At 41.0% G+C, this 17,565-nt stretch carries 16 protein-coding genes and 1 riboswitch; of the genes, 12 read left to right on the top strand and 4 right to left on the bottom strand.

The features are described 5' to 3' along the window. Positions 1 to 58: 58 nt before the first annotated feature. Entirely contained in the window at positions 59 to 760 is a 702-nt protein-coding gene (locus H8S37_RS06760; RefSeq protein WP_186875234.1) for a LytR/AlgR family response regulator transcription factor, read from the bottom strand. 163 nt (positions 761 to 923) lie between these two features. On the opposite strand from H8S37_RS06760, the gene H8S37_RS06755 reads away from it, so the two are divergent. From H8S37_RS06755 to H8S37_RS06745, 3 genes are all read left to right on the top strand, one after another. Further along, a complete protein-coding gene (locus H8S37_RS06755; RefSeq protein ID WP_186875233.1) occupies positions 924 to 1,598 on the top strand; it encodes a nucleotidyltransferase domain-containing protein in 675 nt (224 codons plus the stop codon). A gap of 147 nt (positions 1,599 to 1,745) precedes the next feature. Next, positions 1,746 to 3,032, top strand: a complete 1,287-nt coding sequence (locus tag H8S37_RS06750) for an aminotransferase class I/II-fold pyridoxal phosphate-dependent enzyme (protein ID WP_186875232.1) — start codon at positions 1,746 to 1,748, stop codon at positions 3,030 to 3,032. An 820-nt stretch (positions 3,033 to 3,852) separates the two neighbouring features. Continuing rightward, a complete protein-coding gene (locus H8S37_RS06745) occupies positions 3,853 to 7,560 on the top strand; it encodes an efflux RND transporter permease subunit (protein WP_186875231.1) in 3,708 nt (1,235 codons plus the stop codon). A gap of 64 nt (positions 7,561 to 7,624) precedes the next feature. On the opposite strand, the gene H8S37_RS06740 is transcribed toward H8S37_RS06745, so the two are convergent. Beyond that, a complete protein-coding gene (locus H8S37_RS06740) occupies positions 7,625 to 7,936 on the bottom strand; it encodes a heavy metal-binding domain-containing protein (protein ID WP_186875230.1) in 312 nt (103 codons plus the stop codon). A 129-nt stretch (positions 7,937 to 8,065) separates the two neighbouring features. Next, positions 8,066 to 9,073: a YeiH family protein gene (locus H8S37_RS06735; protein WP_186875229.1), complete on the bottom strand. Its 1,008-nt coding sequence runs from the start codon at positions 9,071 to 9,073 to the stop codon at positions 8,066 to 8,068. 294 nt (positions 9,074 to 9,367) lie between these two features. On the opposite strand from H8S37_RS06735, the gene H8S37_RS06730 reads away from it, so the two are divergent. Genes H8S37_RS06730 through H8S37_RS06720 form a run of 3 tightly spaced genes read left to right on the top strand, consistent with a single transcriptional unit; the run spans position 9,368 to position 11,945 of the window. Further along, entirely contained in the window at positions 9,368 to 10,246 is an 879-nt protein-coding gene (locus H8S37_RS06730) for a LysR family transcriptional regulator (protein WP_186875228.1), read from the top strand. A gap of 42 nt (positions 10,247 to 10,288) precedes the next feature. Next, positions 10,289 to 11,035 carry an ABC transporter ATP-binding protein gene (locus H8S37_RS06725; RefSeq protein ID WP_186875227.1) on the top strand — a complete coding sequence of 249 codons (747 nt, stop codon included), beginning with the start codon at positions 10,289 to 10,291 and terminating at the stop codon, positions 11,033 to 11,035. After that, positions 11,025 to 11,945 (top strand): SufB/SufD family protein, encoded by a 921-nt coding sequence (locus H8S37_RS06720; RefSeq protein WP_186875226.1) that lies wholly within the window; start codon positions 11,025 to 11,027, stop codon positions 11,943 to 11,945. Before H8S37_RS06725 ends, H8S37_RS06720 begins: the two co-directional genes overlap by 11 nt. A gap of 57 nt (positions 11,946 to 12,002) precedes the next feature. Here H8S37_RS06720 and H8S37_RS06715 read toward each other — a convergent pair whose 3' ends face one another. Further along, positions 12,003 to 12,470: a YbaK/EbsC family protein gene (locus H8S37_RS06715; protein ID WP_186875225.1), complete on the bottom strand. Its 468-nt coding sequence runs from the start codon at positions 12,468 to 12,470 to the stop codon at positions 12,003 to 12,005. A gap of 270 nt (positions 12,471 to 12,740) precedes the next feature. Here H8S37_RS06715 and thiW point away from each other — a divergent pair, with 270 nt between their 5' ends. From thiW to H8S37_RS06685, 6 genes are all read left to right on the top strand, one after another. Further along, positions 12,741 to 13,253 (top strand): energy coupling factor transporter S component ThiW, encoded by a 513-nt coding sequence (gene thiW / locus H8S37_RS06710; RefSeq protein WP_186875224.1) that lies wholly within the window; start codon positions 12,741 to 12,743, stop codon positions 13,251 to 13,253. Next, positions 13,251 to 13,362, top strand: a riboswitch (TPP riboswitch). Its footprint overlaps the gene before it by 3 nt. A gap of 64 nt (positions 13,363 to 13,426) precedes the next feature. Then, positions 13,427 to 14,248, top strand: a complete 822-nt coding sequence (thiM, locus tag H8S37_RS06705; RefSeq protein WP_186875223.1) for a hydroxyethylthiazole kinase — start codon at positions 13,427 to 13,429, stop codon at positions 14,246 to 14,248. After that, positions 14,235 to 14,903 (top strand): thiamine phosphate synthase, encoded by a 669-nt coding sequence (thiE, locus tag H8S37_RS06700; RefSeq protein ID WP_186875222.1) that lies wholly within the window; start codon positions 14,235 to 14,237, stop codon positions 14,901 to 14,903. Before thiM ends, thiE begins: the two co-directional genes overlap by 14 nt. Positions 14,904 to 14,908: 5 nt before the next feature. After that, complete coding sequence (locus tag H8S37_RS06695; protein WP_186875221.1) at positions 14,909 to 15,565, top strand: HAD family hydrolase; 657 nt, start codon at positions 14,909 to 14,911, stop codon at positions 15,563 to 15,565. Between the two features lie 53 nt (positions 15,566 to 15,618). Further along, on the top strand, positions 15,619 to 16,446 hold the full coding sequence (gene thiD, locus H8S37_RS06690) for a bifunctional hydroxymethylpyrimidine kinase/phosphomethylpyrimidine kinase (protein WP_186875220.1): 828 nt from the start codon (positions 15,619 to 15,621) through the stop codon (positions 16,444 to 16,446). Positions 16,447 to 16,646: 200 nt separating this feature from the next. Further along, a complete protein-coding gene (locus H8S37_RS06685; protein WP_186875219.1) occupies positions 16,647 to 17,540 on the top strand; it encodes a helix-turn-helix domain-containing protein in 894 nt (297 codons plus the stop codon). Positions 17,541 to 17,565: the final 25 nt, after the last annotated feature.

The raw sequence follows: 17,565 nt of genomic DNA, 5'->3' as shown, positions 1-17,565 counted from the left end.
ATAACCGGAAAATCTCTGGCAACTACAGGATAGCCTTGTATTGCCAGAGATTTTGATATTAACACAATATATATTTGGCAAATGCGATTTCCAGATCGGCTTTGCAGGAACGACTTACAGGCAGTTCCTCACCGTCTATAAGTACAGTGTTGCTCTGTATACTCTGCACATATTTCAGATTGACAAGATAGCGGTTATGGATTCTCACGAAAGTCGTATTTAGCTGTGGGGACAACTCATTTAACCTGCCGTAGAAGGTGTAGGAGGCATCGGTTGTAAAAACATGGATGATTCGGCGTTCACTGGCAAAATACTTAATCGAAGAAAGAGGAAGACGGATGTCGCCATCCTTTTTTTGTACGACAAAATACTTCTGGGCAGTATAATCCAATTCTTTGAGAGCAGTATGGAGTACCTCTGTAATTTTGCCAGGCTGATAAGGCTTCATAATATAGTTTAACGCACGCACTTCATATCCCTGGAATACAAAGTCCTGATAAGAGGTAACAAAAATAATTTGGGCGGTACGATGCATAGCTCTCAATTTTTTTGCTGTTTCAATCCCGTTTAAATGTTTCATTTCTATATCCAGAAAAAGAATCTGATAATCGTAAACATGGAGCTCTTGCAGCAATTCTTCTCCACTTGAATATTCCATGATATGATATGCAATACCACACAAATCTAATTCGGTGGCAATAATTTTCCTCAAATTTTTGCGGAGGGCTTTTTCGTCGTCGCAGATAATGATTTCTAGCATTGTATTTTCTAAGCCTTTCTAAAAAATTTCCGTTTCTGATTATAACACAGAATGATAGAAAAAAGAAAATAAATATGATACGCTTAGTTATAAGATTTTAACACGTAGGTATCACATATCAGTCAGTGGAACAACAGCGAAAAAAGACAGGAGGCGGAGACGAATGGGATTTCAGATATATGAATGGTTGGAAAAATATGCAGAAGCGGTGGAGCAGACATTTGGATACAGAGTATGGTTTTTAGGGGTACAGGGAAGCTATGCGCGTGGAGAAGAAACAGAAAACAGCGATGTAGACGTTGTACTAATTTTGGATAAGCTGCTTGCGGCGGATCTGCGGCTTTACAGGAAGATGCTGGATGCCTTGCCATATAGAGAAAAGGCATGCGGCTTTATTTCCGGCAGAAGGGAGATAGAAAATTGGGCGAAGCCTGACTTGTTTCAGTTTTGTCGTGATACTGTACCCCTGAAAGGAAGTCTTGAAAATGTGCTTGCATCTGTGACGAAAGAAGACATACGACATGCAGTACATATGGGTGCATGCAATATTTACCATGGTGCATGTCACAATATCGTCCATGAACAACAAATGGAGATTACCGCGCAGCTGTATAAAGCAGCGGTTTTTGTGCTGCAGGCGAAGTACTTTTTAGAAACCCAGGCGTATATCTATAAAAAGGCAGAATTATTCGTAAAATTGACCGGAAAGGATCGAGAGATTTTATATACTGCTATGCAGATGAAAAAGGAAATAGGAATACCTGACAGGAGTTTAGATGAAGTTACGCATAAACTGATAGAATGGACGTCGGAGATTATATGTAAAATGAATAATTAGAAAAATATTAAGTCATAATTTTGGAGAAATACAGCAGAAATTCGTTTTAAAAACAGCAAAAATGCAAGAAGGGATTGACGAAATCGCATTTTGACGATACAATAACATGAAGTGAGACAAACATGGAAGAAAGTGGAGGATTTCGAAATGACAGCTTATAAAGATTTAAGCAGGGAGGAACTAAAACAGTTAAAGGACAGTCTGGAGAAAAAGTTTGCACAAATAAAGGCAAAAGGGCTTAAAATGGATATGTCCAGAGGAAAACCGTCTGCAGAGCAGCTGAACCTTTCTATGGGTATGCTGGATGTGCTGGACAGCAGTAGTACAATGTTCTGTGAGAATGGGATAGACTGTAGAAATTATGGTGCATTAGACGGAATTCCAGAGGCGAAGAAGCTGCTTGCAGATATGATGGAAGTGTCCCCCGACAATGTGATTGTATTTGGAAATTCAAGTCTGAATATCATGTATGACACAGTGGCGCGCTCTATGACACATGGTGTGATGGGAAGTACGCCCTGGTGCAAACTGGATAAGATAAAATTTTTATGTCCTGTTCCGGGATACGACAGACATTTTGGAATTACAGAGCATTTTGGAATAGAGATGATTCTTATCCCGATGTCAGAGGATGGACCGGATATGGACATGGTAGAAGAACTTGCCAGCACAGATGCCGCTGTAAAAGGAATCTGGTGTGTTCCAAAATATTCAAATCCACAGGGAATTACATATTCAGATGAAACAGTCCGCCGTTTTGCAAATTTAAAGCCGGCAGCAGAAGATTTTAGAATCTACTGGGACAATGCGTATGGCGTACATCATCTCTATGAGGATAGACAGGATCAGCTTTTGGAAATTCTAGAAGAATGCAAAAAGGCTGGAAATCCAGACATGGTATATAAATTTTCTTCCACATCCAAAATCAGTTTTTCTGGTTCTGGACTTGCTGCTTTGGCTGCTTCCAAAGCAAATCTAAAAGATGTCAGCAGTACGATGAAAATGCAAACGATAGGCCATGATAAAATCAATCAGCTTAGGCATGTAAAGTTTTTCAAAGATTTAGAAGGAATCCATGCCCATATGAGAAAACACGCAGAAATTATTCGTCCAAAATTTGAAGCGGTACTTACTACATTAGAGAACGAGCTGGGCGGTTTGGAAATTGGTTCTTGGATTGCTCCGCGCGGAGGATATTTTATTTCCTTTGATGCACTGGAAGGATGTGCAAAAGCAATCGTCGCAAAAGCAAAGGAGGCTGGACTCGTCATGACAGGGGCAGGGGCAACTTATCCTTACGGAAAAGATCCACACGACAGTAATATTCGAATCGCTCCAACTTACCCAACGCTGGAAGAACTAAAAGAAGCAACAGAAATTTTTGTACTAAGCGTAAAATTAATAAGCGTAGATAAACTCCTTGGAAATATATAAATTTAACTGACAAAATGTATTCCTTGTCTGTTAAAAAATTTTAATAGAAGGTACGCAAAAAACACTGTATCAGAACACAGGGCAGGACCCGCTTTACCTCATCCGTTCGAGTGCTTCTAAGCACAAAGCATCTGTGTGTCCATTGGAACACACAGATGCTTTGCGCTAAGAACCAGGCGAACTGTATTCGGAACGCTCCTTGTCAATGCCCTGCTTATCTGACACAGTGTTTTTGCTGTCACTTCCAGTCAGAAGTTTTTCCCCGCCATTCGGAAGACACCTTATTAGTTAAATTTCACTTAAAAGAAATCGACTTCACGTTGCTACGAATTTCTAATCAGAAAAATTTGTTTACTTCTGACTGGAATTTTGTAGTAGCATGAAGTCGATTCTTTTCTGTCTGAAATTATAAACTTAAGCTGGCGAAAGTGTAAGCGCAAGAGGGCGTGTGTTGCAAAAGTGAGGAATTTCGGCGAAGCCCTGACGAACGTTGCAATACACGCCCTCTTGCGCGAACCATTTTTGTCAACTTCCGCAGTGCCAGCTCAATTCCGCATGTGCTCCATTTCGCTATCGGCAGTCGCCGAATGAAAAGAAGCAGACAAACTTCTGTTTACATGCAAGCATGACACAGAGTTTGCCTGTTCTTTTCGCACTGCTTGTTGCTTCGTTAAATTTATATTTTGTTAACTTAGACATAGTTGTGTGGATTTATAGTGTAAATTCTTTCTTAATAAATACAAGAGAACCGGAAATACTAATCCAGAAGGCTAGTTATTGTATAAGCTCAATCAAGCTGTCTGGGAGGTATAAATATAGCATGCTATCTAAAATATGTGTCAAAAATCCATATATAATGATTGTGGGTGTTCTGATAATTTTGATTTTGAGCATGGAAGGTTTTCGGAATATAGAAATAGAGTCCCTGCCTGCTGCAGATGCACCTTGTATTGCGATTATGACTTTGTATGAACAGGCGGGTCCTGAAACAGTAGAGCAGAAGGTGACAAAAGAAATCGAAAATGCGGTTTCATCTGTTCAAAATGTAGAGCATATCCGTTCCACATCCCAAACGGGTGTTTCTACTGTTGTTCTGGAACTTGGCAAAGGTACGGACATAGATACAGCGGTTATGGAGACAAGAGAACGGGTAGAACAGGCAATGGAAGTCCTTCCGGACAGTGCGTCTAAGCCGGATATTTTGAAGATGGATTCAGAGGCGGATCCTGTTATAGTCGCAGCGATCAGCACAAGCGGAGGGGATCCTGTAAAGGCGTCTCAGCTTACAGAAGAAAAAATACTCCCTCAGCTGAAGCGCCTGGAAGGAGTGGCATATGTCCAAACTATGGGGGCGGCGGAGCAAGGGGTGCAGATAACGCTTCACCCAGAAAAAATAGAAGAGAAAAATATACAGACAGAAGAAACACTAGAAGCACAGAGGAAATCAGCAGAGGAGGAGCTGAAAACAGCAAAAGAAAAAGAGGAAGAGACAGAACAGACATACGGAGGGCAAAGCATGGAAGTCCTTCGTTCACAGCTTGAAGTGAAACAAAGAGAACTTAATCTGGCAGAAGTACAGTTTTCACAGACTGAGAATATGCTGGATGTTAAGCAGCAGGAAAGCGAGAATCGTAAAAAGGCGTTAGATACAGTAAAGGTACAGGAATCTGAGATAAAAGAGAGCTATGAATCAATATGCAGACAGGCAGAAAATACGGAATCGGAGGATGAAGAAAAATTACAGGAACAAAAAAAGATTCTGGAAGAAGAACTGGAAACAATCGAACATTATGAACAAAATTTTGCCCAGATACAAAGTGCCCTGCTTCAGATTCAATCACAGAAGGATAGCCTGGACAACGCGGTATCTGCATTGGAATCTGAAAAAGAAAAGGCAGAAACACTAAAAGATACGCTCAAGACAGATACTTTGTCATTCAAAGAAGCAGAAGAAAAATTAGGGGAGCTTGACAGTCAGAAGATTCTAGAATTGGCGGCACAAAATACGAAATTGGCAGAAAAGGAAGAAACGGACAGAACGGATGAGACACTGCCAGAAACCGGAACACTTTTAACAGTGGAAAAGGTGAAGGAGATTCTAACGGCGCAGAATTTTGGCATGTCAGCAGAATATATAGAAAAGAATGGAAATGCATATTACATCTGGGTAGGGGATACACTCCATTCCATCCAGGAGCTTGAAAGCCTTCCTATTTTAGAATTAGAAGGGACAAAGCCTGTATATCTGTCGGATGTAGCAGATATTTGCGTTGTTGAAAAGGGAGACAAAACATATGCAGAGATCAATGGAAAAAGAGGCGTTCTTATCAGTGTACAAAAGGAGACGGGATATTCGGACGGGGAGGTCTGCGGACGGATACAAGCGAAATTAAGAGACTTGGAAAAAGAGAATTCACAAATGAAATGTGTGATATTACAGAGCAGTACTGAGTATATGGAAACGCTGGCAGCTTCAATGGGGAAGCACTTGTTTTATGCAAGTATTTTTCTGCTTCTGGTTATTGGAAGTACCTTGAGAAATTTGCGGGCAGGATTATTGGTTATGAGTTCGGTGTTAGCCGGTATATTTCTGATGTTAGCGTTGCTGTGTCTAAAAGGAGGTTCTCTTAATTTTGTTTCGTTATCTGTTCTGGCGGCAGGGACAGTATTTATAATAGATGGAACAAATACAGTGCTGGAGAATATACATCAGACAGAGACGAAGGAATATCTGCCTGTCTGTATGTCTGCTGTGAAAGGAACAAGACAATATGCAGGAACATTTGCGGCAACGGTACTTGGGTTGACAGCAGTATTTTTACCAGAAATTTTTGCAGGAGAAAGAGAGCATATTCTGTACAGAGAGGCTGGGAGGACGGCGGTGTATGTTTTGATAGCAGGTATATTCTGTGTGTTTGCTATAGTGCCTGTATTGTATACATTCTTTTTTAAAGGAGCAGACAAACGTGAATGGAAATTTTCTTTAAGAATAGAAAAGATACAAGAGCGTATTTCAAGGAAGAAAAAATATCAAAAAATCATACTGCTGACAGGGACAGTTGGATTGTTGTGTATGTGCGGCTGGATAGCTTTTTCCAAAGAGGAAACGATACTGCCGGAGATGGAAAGCTCCCAGTTTTATGTGAGAATGGAGATAGAAGGAGAAACAGAGAGAGACAATGTGAAAGAGGCGGCGGATGACGTGGCACGAAAGATCTCAGAAATAGAAAGTGTCGGGGACGTCGGGTTTGTGTCATTGGACGAAACTTTAGATTCAGATACAAAACAGGCTTATATGGTACAATTTTATATACAGACAAAAGAAAAGGAGGTTATATCAACAGATACCCTGGAGAAGGAGATTGAGAAAAAACTACAATCGATTCCATATTCTTTGCAGGTACAGACTATGCAGGAATATACAAAACAGGCAGGAACATCTGGAATTACAGTGGAAATCACAGGAGATGAAACCGAGACAGTGAAGCAGGCGGCGGAAGAGGTGAAAAAAACACTGGAAGAAATAAAAGGTACAGAAGAGGCAACAGGAATTCTGGATGATACAAAAAAGGAAGTCAGAGTAACCGTACAGAAGGAGAAAGCAGCACTGTATAATCTGACGGTTGAGGATGTATATAGACAGATAGAGGCGAAAATGACAGACTACAAGGATATAGCGGCAGTTCTTGAAACAGCAGACGGGATATTTGATGTTATGATAAAGGATATGGAAAAAGAACTGGAGAAAGAAGGAGACATTCAGACATTTGTACTGCATGCAGAATTAGAGGATGGAAGTGAAAAGGAAGTTCCCTTAAAAGAAATCGCTGTACTTGAGGAAAGAGATGTATACCAGACAATCCGGAAAACAGATGGGAGCAGGTATATGCAGGTGACAGCGCAGATACAGGAAGGGTATCGTGTCAAAGAGGTAAAAAGTCACATACAGGAAAAGCTAAATGCACAGAGTCTGCCGGATGGATGTAAAGTGAAAATAACAGGAGGAGAGGCGGTAAAATCCGTAGGAATGGAAGTCTGGAAAACAGTAGGTATGGCCAGCGCGTGTGTATATTTTATTCTGGCAGCAGTGTTTCAATCCTTTTACATTCCGTTTCTACTGCTGCTTTCTGTAGGGCTTGCATATACAGGGGGATTTTTGGCGTTAATTGTGACAGGGCAGCCAATGAGTGCTCCGGCGGTAATCGGATTTTTGATTTTAAGCGTAATAATGGGAAAGCATGTTGCTGTATTGATAAAAAATATGAACCAATTTGAAAAGGAAGGAATGAATAGAATAGATGCTATACTTTGTGCAGGAAAGAAGGAAATGTGTCCTACTGCTATGACAGCAGCGGCGATTATCGGTGCTGTATTTTCAGCGGCGACCGGAATTGGAGCCGGAATGGAAGTTGTACAGCCAGCAGCAGCTGTTCTTATTGGCGGCTTGCTGTATGGAATGGTGATGATACTGACGGCTGTACCATGTATATTTGAATTATTTCACAAAAAAAGAGTTCGTAATGAATGATATGTCTCCTGTCAATTTGACAGGAGACATAGTATAAAACTGGAGATTATTTGGAAATATTGTGCTACTTAAACTTTACAGCAGTTCCATATGCCATAACCTCGGCAGCGCCCTGTGCAATAGAACTGGTTGCAAAGCGCATAGCAACGATCGCGTCAGCAGGAAATCTGGCAGCATCCTGTACCATGCGTTCATAAGCAATATCTCGTGCCTGGTTCATCATTTCCACGTATGATTTCATTTCACCGCCCACTAAATTTTTAAAGGAGCTTCCAATATCACGCCCTATATTTTTACATTGGATCGTACTTCCTTTGACAAGTCCCAGGACTTCAAACTCCTGTCCGGGTATTTTCTCCGTAGTTACTACTAACATAGATATCCCTCCTTGCAGATATAAAAAGCAGTCTTTTATACTACTTTTCTTTAATTGTATTATAGCATGCTTTTATAGAAAATATATGAAGAAATCATTTTTTATATGGATGTAGCAAAATTTAGAGCTTTACCATATATGCAGGATATGCTGCATTCCAAGACTTACCAGGGTAATTCCTGTCCAGCAGCAAAATCCGGTAAAAATCGGTTTTCCTCCGGTACGCACAAGCTTTATAATGTTTGTGTTTAATCCGATTGCTGCCATTGCTATTACAATTAAGAACTTGCTACATTCTTTTAAAGGTGCAGTGACTGTGGCAGGCAGTTGGAAAACAGTTGTAATTACGCTGGCGAGAATGAAGAATAAAACAAAAAATGGGAAAGACTTTTTCAGGCTGAAGGAAGAGTCTTTTTTATTTTTTTCCTTTTTCCCTCTGTAGAGGGCGAGTACGAGTGTAATCGGAATAATTGCCAACGTTCGGGTCATTTTGACAATCGTTGCAGATTCCAGTGTGTGGCTGGCATGCATACCGTCCCATGCAGCAGCGGCCGCTGTGACAGAAGAGGTATCATTGATTGCCGTTCCTGCAAACAACCCGAAACCTTCATTGCTTAGATGGAGAACCTGGCCTAGTGCAGGAAAGAGAAGTGCTGCAAGGACATTGAAGAGGAAGATAACAGAGATAGACTGTGCGACTTCCTCATCGGAGGCATGGATTACAGGAGCTGTGGCGGCGATGGCGCTGCCGCCGCAGATAGAGGAACCGACGCCTACTAAAATGGCATTATTAGGCCTTAATTTCAATGCTTTATAAAGCAGGAATGAAATTGCCAGAGATGTGGCAATGGTAGAGAGGATAATGGGGAGAGACTGTTTTCCTTTTGCCAGGATTTCAGTAAGATTCATACCGAATCCCAGAAGTATAACGGCTGCCTGTAAGATCTTTTTGGAAGTGAATTGGATCCCTCCGGCAAGCGTGTCTTTTTTGGTTATAAGAAGAGTAAGCACCATCCCAAATAGGATAGAAAATACAGGCCCTCCAATTACAGGGAATATTTGACCTAAAAACCATGCTGGTATAGAAATAACTAGGCAAAGTGAGATTCCAGCTCCATTTCTTTTTATAAAGTTCATAATAAAATCCTCCAATTGACAGATAATATGTAACAAACAGGCAATGTACCAGTACAGTATACAAAATTTACCAGGTATATGTGCCGTCTAAAAAATAATAGCATAAAAATATAATAAAATATAATTATATATATTTATTTTATAATAAATATATGTTATGATAAGTGCAGGGAGTAGTTAATATAAAGCTGAGGATTCAGCATATAAGGAGTGCGGGCTATTCGAATAAACGAGTATCCCGCATTTGTTCACAAGAAGATACAGTTAAGAGGTTGAAGATTAAGAGGGGTTGTCATGCTTGATTTTCGGATGGAAACATTTTTGACAGTTTGTCAGTGTATGAATTTTACAAGGGCATCAGAGGAACTGCATATTACGCAGCCGGCAGTCTCACAGCATATTCGTTTTCTGGAGAAGTATTACCATACAAAGCTGTTTCACTATGAAGGAAAAAAACTACGTTTGACAAATGCAGGAGAACTGCTTAGAAATGCTTCACTGACTATGAAACATGATGAGCTTTTTCTTCAGAATGAAATGATAAGAGAAGGGGAAGAATTAAAGGAAATACGGTTTGGAGCGACCAGAACAGTAGGAGACGCGCTCATGGGCAAGGTTTTGCAAAAGTATTTGTCCAGATATCCCGATGCGAAAATACATATGGAAGTGGAAAATACAAATGCTTTGTTAAACAGACTAGATGAGGGCAAGATAGATTTTGCGATTGTAGAAGGTTTTTTTAAGAAAAGAGAATATGAGTTTCTACATTATTCTACAGAAAGATATATTGCTGTTTGTGGCAGAAATTATTCATTTTTGAAGAAGACAGAGAAAGTAGAGGACTTGTTTGGAGAGCGTCTTTTACTTCGTGAACCAGGCTCTGGTACAAGAGAAGTGCTGGAAAGATTTTTAAGCTCTCAGAATTACAGTCTGGAGGATTTTAAAAAATCTATGGAAGTAGGAAGCCTGCAGACGATTAAAGAGTTGACAAAAGCGGGATGCGGTATTACATTTTTATATGAAGTTGCAGTCAGGGAAGAACTGGAAAAAGGAGAAATGCAAAAGATATGTCTGAAAGACTTTCAGATTTTCCATGATTTCACTTTTCTTTGGAGACGAGGAAGCATCTATGCCGATCGTTTTAAAGAAATATTCTGGAGATTCTCGGTATAAGAAACAGACAACACACAAGATTAGTAAAAGGAAGTGATTCAAGTGTTACAGGTAGAACATTTATCATATGATATTCTAGAAGAAGGGCGGCAGTCAGAAATTCTCTCAGATGTCAGTTTTACTGTGCAGGATGGAGAAATGTTGGTGATTACAGGACCCAATGGAGGCGGTAAATCTACCTTGGCAAAGCTGCTGATGGGGATTTACAAAGAGACAGCAGGGAAAATTTATTTGGATGGACAGGATATTACAGAACTGTCAATTGATGAGAGGGCGAAAGCCGGAATTGGTTTTGCGTTTCAGCAGCCTCCACGCTTTAAAGGAATGACTGTAAGAAGGCTGTTGTCTCTTGCAGCGGGAAAAGTGCTGGATGAAAAAACCTGTTGTGAGCTGCTTAGCAGTGTAGGCTTATGCGCCAGGGAATATATCGACAGAGAGGCAGATGCAACATTATCCGGCGGAGAAATGAAGCGGATTGAGATTGCGACGGTTTTGGCGAAACGACATGCACTTTGCATTTTTGATGAACCAGAAGCCGGAATCGACTTGTGGAGCTTTTCTATGCTGATTAAACGGTTTGAACAGATTCACAAAGAGAAGAAGGAAAGTTTGATTTTGATTTCGCATCAAGAGCGAATTATTCAGATGGCAGATAGAATTATGGTTATTTCCGAAGGAAAGTTAGAATCCATCGGTGCAGCAGAAGAAATTATGCCGAGCTTATTTGGAAAAGAGTTAGATTCCTGTGAATGCCGCAGACAAAAAGGAGGGGATCTCTATGGAGCTTAATAAAGTGACGCAGGACGTATTAAATGTAATAGATTCCTATGGATTTAAGCAGGAGGGAGCATATAATTTAAGACTGAACGGTATGGCTGTGTGTCATGGAGACAGCAGACATATCCAGATAGTAAAAAAAGCGGATAAGGCGGGCATTGACATTCATATCAGTGGGGAAGCAAAAGACGAGCAGGTGCATATACCTGTCGTGATGTCCAAAGAAGGGATTGACGTTGTATATAACGATTTTTATATTGAAGATGGAGCAGACGTCACAATCGTTGCCGGCTGTGGAATTCATGGAGAAGGATGCAGTGAGACAAGACATGACGGTATTCATACGTTCCATGTAGGAAAAAATGCCAATGTAAAATATGTAGAAAATCATTATGCGCAAGGCAATGGAACTGGAAAGAAAGTGCTGAATCCAGTTACAAAGATATATGTGGGAGAAAATTCAGTCTTTACGCTTGAGACATCCCAAATTAAAGGGGTAGATTCTACAGAAAGGGAAAATTATATTGAACTGGCAGAAAACGCAAAGCTTTTTGTGACAGAAAAGCTGATGACGCATGAAGATCAGACAGCAGTTTCGAATATGGATGTGTATCTAAATGGAGAAAACAGTTCTGCGCGGATTGTGTCACGTTCTGTAGCAAAGGGGACTTCCAGGCAGGTATTTCATCCAAAAGCAATAGGAAATAACCTTTGTCATGCACATATTCAGTGCGACTCCATTATTATGGATGAGGCTGAAATCAGCTCTATTCCAGAAATTAATGCAAGACATATAGATGCGCAGATTATACATGAAGCAGCAATAGGAAGAATTAATGATGAACAGCTTACAAAGCTGCGGACATTCGGGCTTAATGCAGAAGAAGCAGAGGCAGTAATTATAGAGAATTTCCTGAAATAAAAGAGAAGAATTCAATACAGTAGATATGTAAATAAAAAAGTGGGGGTTCCCACTTTTTTATTTACATACATCAATCCATTCTTTTGTATTGGCATATTTTTCTAGTTCACCACAGGTTAATTCTACGGCCGAATTTGAACTGCCGGCAGCAGGAAATACAGTGGTAAAACGCTTTAAAGATATATCTAAATAAGTGACTGCTGTATCTGGATTTCCAAAGGGACAAACTCCCCCGATTGCATGCCCTGTATAAGCTTCTACATCATCAGCAGATAACATTTTTGCCTTCATTCCAAAGAAATGTTTGAATTTACTATTATTTATTTTCATGTCTCCTGCTGTTACGATTAGGATGGCCGCGTCCCGTTCTTTTGTGTAAAAAGAAAGGGTTTTAGCGATACGGGCAGGTTCTACTCCGGCGGCCTGGGCTGCCAGTTCAACGGTTGCACTGGAAACGGGAAACTCTATTATTTCTTTGTTTATATTATTGTTTTTAAAATAATTTTTAACGATTTGTACGGACATAGCAGACTCCTTTATTGAATTACAAAATCATGGTGAAAAGACAGATTTGATTTTACTGCCGTTTTTTATTATAACAGAATCGTCTTTACAGTAAAAGTAGATTGTGATAAGATATTTCCGGATATCCGACAAAAGTTTTCCTGGGCGGGGAGCGCCGTCTGGGTTTTTACTGTACTTTACGTACGAGGTACGAAAATAACCTGCGAGGGAATCCGTGTTCCGGAGTGAGAGGATACCAGTGAGTATCGACCGTTATTTCAGGAGGTTAATATGAAAAACAATCACGTGAAAAAACTTGCTTTGGCAGGTATTCTTGTAGCTGTCGGTATTGTATGTTCGCCATTATCTATTCCGGTCGGCGCCTCAAAGTGTGCTCCGATTCAGCATTTTATTAATATATTAAGCGGCGTGTTTTTGGGGCCGGGGTACGCAGTAGGAATGGCATTTGTGACAAGTCTTTTGCGAAATTTGATGGGAACGGGGACACTGCTTGCATTTCCAGGGTCTATGTGTGGGGCATTTCTATGCGGCATATTGTACAAATATGGAAAACATCTTCCATATGCATATGCGGGAGAGCTGTTTGGAACATCTGTTATCGGAGGACTTTTGAGCTATCCGGTCGCTGTACTTTTGATGGGAAGTAAAAGCGCAGTGTTTGGCTTTGTAGTTCCATTTTTCATCTCTAGTTTTGGTGGTACTATTTTGGCAGTAGTGCTTGTCACTGCAATGAAAAAAATGAAAATACTAGATGTGTATCTGGGAAACTTGAAGTATCAATAAAAATAACAGGGGAGCTTGCGTGCGAAGCAGGCTGAGAGTAGGCTGAAGCGCCTAGACCCGTAACCTGATTTGGATAATGCCAACGTAGGGAGAATATAAACGCATTTGCAGCGGGTATACCTCATTGGTATACCTGCTTTTTACTATTTATGAAATATAGGAGGAGTTGACGTATGATAAAACAATGTATGTTACAAGTCAAAAAGACAGCACCGCTGATCCACAATATTACAAATTATGTTACGGTCAATGATGTGGCAAATATTCTTTTGGCATGCGGGGGAAGTCCGATTATGTCGGATGAAGCGGAGGATGTAGAAGACATTACTTCTATTTGCTCTGGTTTGAACATCAATATTGGCACCTTGCATAAGACCAGTATAGAGGGGATGTTTAAAGCGGGAAAGAAGGCCAACGAATTAGGACATCCGGTTTTGCTCGATCCAGTTGGGGCAGGAGCAAGCACCCTGCGCACGAATACAGCGCTGGAATTGATGAGAAAAATCAACCTGACGGCCATTCGGGGAAATATATCGGAAATAAAGACACTGTCATATGGGAAGGGGACTACAAAAGGCGTAGATGCGGATGTCGCCGATACAGTAACAGAGGAAAATTTAAAGACTGCAATCGGCTTTGTAAAGGAATTTGCGAAGGAAAGCGGTTCTATTATTGCGGTGACAGGAGCAATTGATTTGGTCTCAGATGGAGACACATGCTATGTGATTCGGAACGGACGTCCGGAGATGGGAAAGATTACAGGAACCGGCTGCCAGTTGTCCGGCATGATGGCAGCATATCTGGCAGCAAATCCAGAAGAACGTCTGGCGGCAGCGGCGGCATCTGTCTGTGTGATGGGGCTTGCGGGAGAAATTGGCTGGAAATACATGCAGAGAGGGGACGGAAACTCGGCATACCGCAGTCGGATCATTGACGCAGTCTATAATATGACAGAGGATGAATTAGAAAGAGGTGCAAAATATGAGGTGTTCTAAAGAAAGCCTGTTGCTCTACGCGGTAACAGACAGAAGATGGCTGGCAGGAAAAACGTTGTATGAACAGGTGGAAGAGGCGTTGAAAGGAGGCGCCACCTTCATACAGCTCAGAGAAAAAAATTTGGAGAAGAAAGAATTTCTAAAGGAAGCAAGGGAGATAAAAGCACTCTGTGAAAAATATAAGACACCATTCGTGATTAATGATGATGTAGAGATAGCAAAGGCTATAGATGCAGATGGCGTGCATGTAGGGCAAAGTGATATGGAAGCAGAGGATGTACGTGTCATATTGGGAACAGAAAAAATAATTGGAGTTTCGGTACAGACAGTAGAACAAGCTCTGGAAGCTCAGAAATATGGTGCAGATTATCTAGGGGTAGGATCGGTATTTGCAACGGGAACAAAGGAAGACGCAAAAGAGGTAAGCCATGAGACTTTGAAGGAAATTTGCGAAGCAGTAGATATACCTGTCATTGCTATCGGCGGAATCAATGAAAGGAATGTGATGAAGCTGAAAGGAAGTGGGATCTGCGGAATAGCAGTTATCAGCGCTATATTTGCACAGCCAGATATAAAGGAAGCGGCAAGGCGGCTGCATAGACTTGCCGAAGAAATGACAGACAGAATGTCAGGGAAAAAGAAAGGGACAATATAAGCAAAATGATAAAAGGCGTCATATTTGATGTAGATGGGACTCTTTTGAATTCCATGCCAATTTGGGAGAACTTAGGTGAATTATATTTGAAAGGCTTAGGAATTACGGCAGAGAAAGGCTTAGGAAATATTCTGTTCGAGATGAGCATGGAGGAAGGGGCGGCATATTTGATTGATGTATATGGGCTCACTCTTACAGTGCCGCAGGTAGTGCAGGGACTTAGCGAACAGGCAGCAAAGTTTTATAGAGAGAAAGTTCCCTTAAAAGAGGGGGTAAGGCAGTACCTGAATGAATTTAGAGCACGGAATATTCCTATGTCAATCGCAACGGCCGGAGACAGGAAGAATACAGAAGCAGCGTTGAAACGGTTAAAGGTGTATTCTTATTTTCAGGGGATTTTTACTTGTTCTGAAGTAGGCAGTGGAAAGTCACATCCAGATATTTATCTGGCAGCGGCGCTTCAGATGGATACAGAACCTGAAAATACATGGGTGTTTGAGGACGCGTATCATGCTGTGTTGACGGCAAAAAAAGCCGGATTTAGGACAGCGGCTGTGTATGACAAAGCGAATGACAAGCAGCTTGCGAGGATTTGGAATACAGCAGATATTTATCTGCCAGAATTTTCGGATTTTGAGCTGTTTTATAAAAGAGCATCTTAAGATAGAGAAGCAGAGAGCAGAAATTGACACTGACGCTATGAAAGGAGACAAACATGAAAACAGCATTGACAATTGCTGGCAGTGATTCCAGCGGAGGCGCCGGCATCCAGGCAGACATTAAGACAATGACGGTAAATGGTGTATTTGCTATGAGTGCAGTGACAGCCTTAACTGCACAGAATACAACCGGTGTGACAGGAATTATGGAAGTGACACCGGCATTTTTGAAGGAGCAGTTAGACAGTATATTTACAGATATTCGTCCGGATGCGGTAAAAATCGGGATGGTATCCTCCGCCGGATTGATACAGGCGATAGCAGAAAAATTAAAAGAGTACCATGCCAGGCAGATTGTCGTAGATCCGGTAATGGTAGCGACCAGTGGAGCAAAATTAATCAATGATGATGCGGTTTCGGTATTGAAGGAGAAATTACTTCCTCTGTCGGATATAGTAACTCCCAATATTCCAGAGGCGGAAGTGCTTTCAGGAATAGAGATAAAAACAGAAGCAGACATGACAGCAGCGGCGGAGATAATTGGCAAGCTCTATCACTGTGCTGTATTGTTAAAAGGCGGACACCAGTTAAATGACGCCAATGATCTGCTGTATTCCAAAGGAGTCTGCCGGTGGTTTTATGGAAAACGTATTCATAATCCCAATACACACGGTACAGGATGTACGTTATCTAGTGCAATTGCTTCGAATCTGGCAAAAGGATTTTCTATGAATGAATCTGTCAGACGGGCAAAAGAGTACATATCGGGAGCACTGTCGGCAATGCTTGATCTAGGAGCAGGAAGCGGCCCAATGAACCATGCTTTTGACATAAAAGGAAAATATACGAAAGAGAAGACGGAGAACAAGGACAGCAAACAGTAATGCTGTGAGCTGGCTGTGATATCGGGGCAGACAGGGAAGGAAATTTCCCCTATCCTATCATGCAACCGAAAATTTACATGATTTTCTCTAAATGCAACCTCATTTTGCTTGTGCTTACATAAGGATTTTCATATAATCGGGGAGGATGAAAACATACGTCCAGACCGGTCAAGAAAAGGAAGAAAGGCAGGAAGTTAAAAATGAGTTTAGGTCAGAATCTGCAATTTTATAGAAAAAGAAAGAATATTACCCAGGAACAATTAGCAGAACAGCTTTGTGTGTCTCGGCAGACCATATCTAAGTGGGAGGCAGATGCATCCTATCCAGAAATGGAAAAGATATTGCAGTTATGTGAAATGTTCGGATGTTCTATGGATACGCTATTAAGGGGAGAGGCAAAAGAGGACTTGGCAGAGGATACGGCAGGATATGACAGCCATATGAATTGCTTTTCCAAAAGGATTGTTATTGGGATCGAATTGATTATTTTAGGAGCAGCAAGCGGTATATTGGCAGATTCCTTTTATGCGCCGGCATATATATCAGATTTAGTGACATTTAGTTTCGTGATAGCAGGAGCGCTGGTACTTGTGGCGACAGGACTTCAGCATAAAAGGTTTGCAGAGAAATATCCGAAGATTCAGCCATTTTATAAGAAAGAGGAAATAGAGAGGTTTGAAGAAAAATTTCCGGTTTTTATTACGGGAGGAATTGGGGTAATTTTAGCAGGCGTTGTGGTATCGGCACTTAGTGAACAGTTTCCGGAAGCTAAGGGATATACAAAGGAAATCTATAATGCAGTACTGCTTTTGTTTATTGCGGTTGGAACAGGGCTTCTAGTCTATGCTGGCATGCAGAAGTCAAAATTTAATATCAAAGAATACAATGAAGAGAACAAGCCGAAATCATCTCAAAAAGAACGCCTACAGGGAATGTGGTGCGGATGCATTATGATATTTGCTACGATCCTATTTCTTATAGGTGGATTTATATTTGGAAAATGGGAAATATGCTGGATATGCTATCCGATTGGTGCTTTGTTTTGCGGGATTGCCTCTATCATTATCAATGGAATTTATAAGGAGGAGCCGTAAAAAGCAAGAAAAAGATTGTATATTG

The organism is Mediterraneibacter hominis (genome assembly GCF_014287475.1).
GTDB classification, from domain to species: domain Bacteria; phylum Bacillota; class Clostridia; order Lachnospirales; family Lachnospiraceae; genus Mediterraneibacter; species Mediterraneibacter hominis.
Note: the sequence above shows the minus strand (reverse complement) of the source record. Positions and strands in the feature narration are given on the sequence as shown.

Excerpts from the sequence above, each read along its gene's own strand:
- H8S37_RS06760 (WP_186875234.1), bottom strand. The coding sequence starts at position 760 with ATGCTAGAAATCATTATCTGCGACGACGAAAAAGCCCTCCGCAAAAAT.
- H8S37_RS06755 (WP_186875233.1), top strand. The coding sequence starts at position 924 with ATGGGATTTCAGATATATGAATGGTTGGAAAAATATGCAGAAGCGGTG.
- H8S37_RS06750 (WP_186875232.1), top strand. The coding sequence starts at position 1,746 with ATGACAGCTTATAAAGATTTAAGCAGGGAGGAACTAAAACAGTTAAAG.
- H8S37_RS06745 (WP_186875231.1), top strand. The coding sequence starts at position 3,853 with ATGCTATCTAAAATATGTGTCAAAAATCCATATATAATGATTGTGGGT.
- H8S37_RS06740 (WP_186875230.1), bottom strand. The coding sequence starts at position 7,936 with ATGTTAGTAGTAACTACGGAGAAAATACCCGGACAGGAGTTTGAAGTC.
- H8S37_RS06735 (WP_186875229.1), bottom strand. The coding sequence starts at position 9,073 with ATGAACTTTATAAAAAGAAATGGAGCTGGAATCTCACTTTGCCTAGTT.
- H8S37_RS06730 (WP_186875228.1), top strand. The coding sequence starts at position 9,368 with ATGCTTGATTTTCGGATGGAAACATTTTTGACAGTTTGTCAGTGTATG.
- H8S37_RS06720 (WP_186875226.1), top strand. The coding sequence starts at position 11,025 with ATGGAGCTTAATAAAGTGACGCAGGACGTATTAAATGTAATAGATTCC.
- H8S37_RS06715 (WP_186875225.1), bottom strand. The coding sequence starts at position 12,470 with ATGTCCGTACAAATCGTTAAAAATTATTTTAAAAACAATAATATAAAC.
- thiW (WP_186875224.1), top strand. The coding sequence starts at position 12,741 with ATGAAAAACAATCACGTGAAAAAACTTGCTTTGGCAGGTATTCTTGTA.
- thiM (WP_186875223.1), top strand. The coding sequence starts at position 13,427 with ATGATAAAACAATGTATGTTACAAGTCAAAAAGACAGCACCGCTGATC.
- thiE (WP_186875222.1), top strand. The coding sequence starts at position 14,235 with ATGAGGTGTTCTAAAGAAAGCCTGTTGCTCTACGCGGTAACAGACAGA.
- H8S37_RS06695 (WP_186875221.1), top strand. The coding sequence starts at position 14,909 with ATGATAAAAGGCGTCATATTTGATGTAGATGGGACTCTTTTGAATTCC.
- thiD (WP_186875220.1), top strand. The coding sequence starts at position 15,619 with ATGAAAACAGCATTGACAATTGCTGGCAGTGATTCCAGCGGAGGCGCC.
- H8S37_RS06685 (WP_186875219.1), top strand. The coding sequence starts at position 16,647 with ATGAGTTTAGGTCAGAATCTGCAATTTTATAGAAAAAGAAAGAATATT.